4 protein-coding genes are annotated in these 4,058 nt (G+C 62.9%); all 4 read left to right on the top strand.

The window, feature by feature from the left end:
- The first annotated feature begins 7 nt into the window (after positions 1 to 7).
- The gene (locus VF515_05075; protein ID HEX7407008.1) at positions 8 to 1,039 is read left to right on the top strand and encodes a PhoH family protein; all 1,032 of its coding nucleotides are present in this window, start codon (positions 8 to 10) and stop codon (positions 1,037 to 1,039) included.
- A gap of 37 nt (positions 1,040 to 1,076) precedes the next feature.
- A complete protein-coding gene (gene ybeY / locus VF515_05070) occupies positions 1,077 to 1,547 on the top strand; it encodes an rRNA maturation RNase YbeY (GenBank protein HEX7407007.1) in 471 nt (156 codons plus the stop codon).
- A 19-nt stretch (positions 1,548 to 1,566) separates the two neighbouring features.
- A protein-coding gene (prfB, locus tag VF515_05065; GenBank protein HEX7407006.1) for a peptide chain release factor 2 occupies positions 1,567 to 2,665 on the top strand; the annotation gives its coding sequence in 2 pieces (ribosomal slippage) (positions 1,567 to 1,626 and positions 1,628 to 2,665; 1,098 coding nt in all).
- Positions 2,666 to 2,781: 116 nt separating this feature from the next.
- Positions 2,782 to 4,058 (top strand): exonuclease domain-containing protein (locus VF515_05060; protein ID HEX7407005.1); only part of this gene is annotated, 1,277 nt, incomplete at its 3' end.

Raw genomic sequence — 4,058 nt, 5'->3', positions numbered from 1 at the left:
TACCAAATTGTGTCCTGAGCAACAGTCTACGATCGCGGCCGCGGAAGACCAGGTCCTCGAACTGTCGTTCGAGAATCACCACCTGTTTGAGAACCTGCTCGGCCACCACGATGAACACCTGAAGGTTATCGAACGCGGGCTCGGCGTGCGCGTCGCCGTCAACGGCACCACGCTGCTGATCAGCGGCGATCCGGTCGAGCGCGAGCTGGCTGGCCGTGTCCTCACCCAGCTCTATGCGGTGGTTGAGAAGGGGTACCCCGTCTACATCAGCGACGTCGATTACGCCATCCGCATTCTGAGTGCCGACCGCACGGCCAACTTGCGCGAGATCTTTCTCGACACCATCTACATTTCGGCGCACAAGCGCACCATCACCCCCAAGAGCATCGCCCAGAAGGAGTACATCGAGGCCATCCGCAACTACGATATCGTCTTCGGAATTGGACCAGCGGGTACGGGAAAGACCTACCTGGCCATGGCCATGGCGGTCGCCGAACTGATGAAGAACAACTTCGCCCGCATGATCCTGGCGCGGCCGGCCGTGGAAGCGGGCGAGAAGCTCGGGTTCCTCCCCGGGGACCTTGCCGAGAAGGTGAATCCGTATCTGCGACCGTTGTACGACGCCCTGCACGATATGGTCGACTTCGAGCGCGCGCAGAAAATGCTCGAGCGCGGCAACATCGAAGTGGCCCCCCTCGCCTTCATGCGCGGCCGGACACTGAATGATTCTTTCGTCATCCTCGACGAAGCCCAGAATACCACCGGCGAGCAGATGAAGATGTTTCTCACCCGCTTGGGCTACGGCTCCAAAGCGGTCATCACCGGCGACGTGACGCAGATCGACTTGCCGGCCGGCCGCGCCTCCGGTTTGAAGGAAGCGCGGGTCATTCTCGCCGGTATTGACGGCATCCGCTTCTGCACATTCACCGAACGCGACGTGGTGCGGCACCGCCTGGTGCAGGACATCATCACGGCGTACGACCGCTTCGAGACGCGCCGCGACTCGTCCGCCTCGCCCTCCGGGAAAGGCTCGGCGTGAGGGCCCCGCTCCCGGGCTCGTATTGAGCCACCTCACGATGGTTGGCGTCATCCGCCGCTGTAGTCTCCCCGGCGTCAGTGTTGCCGGGATCCGTGCCGACGCACGTCGCCTGTTACGCGCGCTCGAGGAAGACGGGGCCGAACTTGCCGTCAGCCTGGTGGACGATGCGGAGATCCAGCATCTCAACCACGAATATCGGGGCAAGAACCGTCCCACCGACGTCCTCGCCTTCGCCATGCGTGAAGGACCACGCGCCCCGGGCGATGAGGCGGTGCTGGGTGACGTGGTGATTTCGCTCCAAACCGCGTCCCGGCAAGCGCGCCGTCGCCGCGTATCGGAGGCCGATGAGGTGCGGACCTTGTTGATCCACGGCGTGCTGCACCTGCTCGGGTACGACCATGAACGTTCGCTGGCGGAAGCCCGCCGGATGAAAGCCCTGGAGCGGCGGCTGCACCTGGTCTTGGAGGGAAAGGGCAGCGCCGCTTGCCTTTCTCGGAGCGGGCATTAAATATAGCCATGGAGATCTGATGGAAGACGCAGTGTTGAAGGATCGAATCGCCTCTGTCGAGCAGCGGCTCAACGCCTTCGGGAGGCATCTTTGACGTTGCACAACGGGAAGCACGCATCGCCGAGCTCAATGCCCAAGCCGCGGCGCCGGATTTCTGGAACGACAGCGAACAGGCCCAGCGTATCCTGAAAGAACGGTCAGAGCTTTTCGAGCCCATCGCCGCATGGCGCAAGCAGCTCGAAGGGCTTGAAGATGCCAAAGTGTTCGCCGAACTGGCCGCCGAAGGGGCCGAGGAGGCCGAGGCGGAGAGCAGGACGAAGCTCAATGAGGTGGAGGCCGTCCTCGACCAGCTCGATCTGCAACGCAAGCTCGGTGGCGAGCACGACGCCGGGAACGCCATCGTGACGCTGCATCCGGGCGCCGGCGGCACCGAAGCGCAAGATTGGGCTGAGATGCTGCTGCGCATGTATCTGCGCTGGGCGGAACGGCACGGCTTCAAGACCGAGTTGATCGACATCCAACCGGGTGAAGGTGCGGGCATCAAAAGCGCGACCATCACCGTCGAGGGCGCGTACGCGTATGGCTACCTGCACGCGGAGGCCGGCATTCACCGGTTGGTTCGTATCTCGCCGTTCGATTCCAACGCCCGCCGCCACACCTCCTTCGCCTCAATCTTCATCTATCCCCAAATAGACGAAGAGGTGGAGGTGGAAATCGACGAGGGGGATCTGCGTATCGACACCTATCGCTCCAGCGGCGCCGGCGGCCAGCACGTGAATAAGACCGATTCCGCGGTGCGCCTCACACACCTGCCCACTGGCATCGTGGTGGCCTGCCAGAACGAGCGCTCGCAGCATAAGAACAAGTCGATGGCGATGAAGATCCTGCGGGCTCGCTTGTATGAGTTGGAGAAGGAGAAGCAGCGCGAGAGGATGGCGGTGCTGAACAAGACGAAGAAGGATATCGCGTGGGGCAGCCAGATCCGCTCGTACGTCCTGCACCCATATCGCATGGTCAAAGACCACCGTACCGGGGTCGAGGTCGGCAACGCCGACGCCGTGCTGGACGGTGATCTCGATCAGTTCATCGAAGCTTATCTGCAAGCGCAGGCGGCGTGAATTGGCATATGGCTGATCGCATAGGGCCTATGGTAAGAGCTTACGGACTCCGGTTCTGGTCGCCATCGAGCCTTTGCCACACGCCATAAGCCATATGCCATAAGCGGGATTCAGGCGTGCGCGACAAGCTCCACGATTACCTCCTTGAGCGACCCGGAGGGGCGTCGCCGCGCGAGTTACTGGATCTCGTCTTCACCCAACCTGGCGCCGACCCGGAGTTCGGACCACGGTTTCTGCACGGGATGTTGGCGCACGATGCGCGATTCGTCTTCCGGGAAGAGGCTGGAACTTGGAATGCACGGATGCACGACGCCTTGGCCCGCCCGTTGAACGACACCACTTTCGTCGTCGTCGATCTGGAAACGACCGGTGGTTCTGCTGCCGCGGCCAACATCATTGAGATCGGTGCGGCGCGCATCCACGGCGGTCGCGTCATCAAGGAGTTTCAGCAGCTCGTCAATCCTGGGGTCCGACTGCCGCCGTTCATCACGCACCTGACGGGAATTGACGACGAGATGCTGTGCGGCCAACCCCGAGTCGCAGCCGTGTGGCCGCGGTTTGTGGAGTTCCTCGGCGACGGCGTGCTCGTCGCCCACAACGCCGCCTTCGACGTCGGCTTCCTCAATGCAGCGGCGGTGGCACACAGCGGCCGCCCGCTGCCCCATCCGCATCTCTGCACGCTCCGACTGACCCGCCGGCTCATCCCGGAACTCCGCCGCCGCTCGCTCGATGTCGTGGCCGGCCACTTCGGCATACCGACTAGCGACCGGCACCGTGCTCTCGGCGATGTCCGCATCACGGTGGAGATCTTTTTTCACCTGATCGAGCTGCTGGCTGCGCGCGGCATCGAACACCTGCATCAGGCCCTGGACCTGCAGCACCACGCGCGTGATGGCCGACGGTTTGTCTGCCCGCTGCCGCGAGAGAAGGTGGAGCAACTCCCGGCTCAGCCGGGGATTTATCATTTCTTCGGTGCCGATAACCGCCTGCTGTACATCGGCAAAGCCAAGAATCTGCGTGAACGGGTCAGCAGCTACCTGAGTAACGCCGCAGGGCACTCGAACAAGACCCTCGACCTGATCCGCCACAGCTGCGATGTCCGCGTACAGATAGCCGGTTCGGAGTTGGAAGCGGCGCTGGCGGAAGCCGAAGCGATCCGGCAGCACAAGCCGCCGTACAATCGGCTGGGCAAGCACCTGCCGCGTATCGCCTTTTTGAAGCTCTCCGTGGGCGATGAGTATCCACGACTCTCGATCACGGAGAAGCTCGGGACAGGCAAGGCGCGGTACGTAGGGCCCTTTCGTAGCCGAGAGCAAGCGGGGGAGTTGCTGGGGTTGTTGACACGGCAGTTCCGTCTCCGCACCTGTGCGGGCCGGCTGCGACCGGACGCGTC

It is taken from the genome of Candidatus Binatia bacterium (genome assembly GCA_036382395.1).
Lineage (GTDB): Bacteria > Desulfobacterota > Binatia > HRBIN30 > HRBIN30 > JAGDMS01.
The sequence above is the reverse complement of the archived record's forward strand: the minus strand, read 5'-3'. Positions and strand labels throughout refer to the sequence as shown.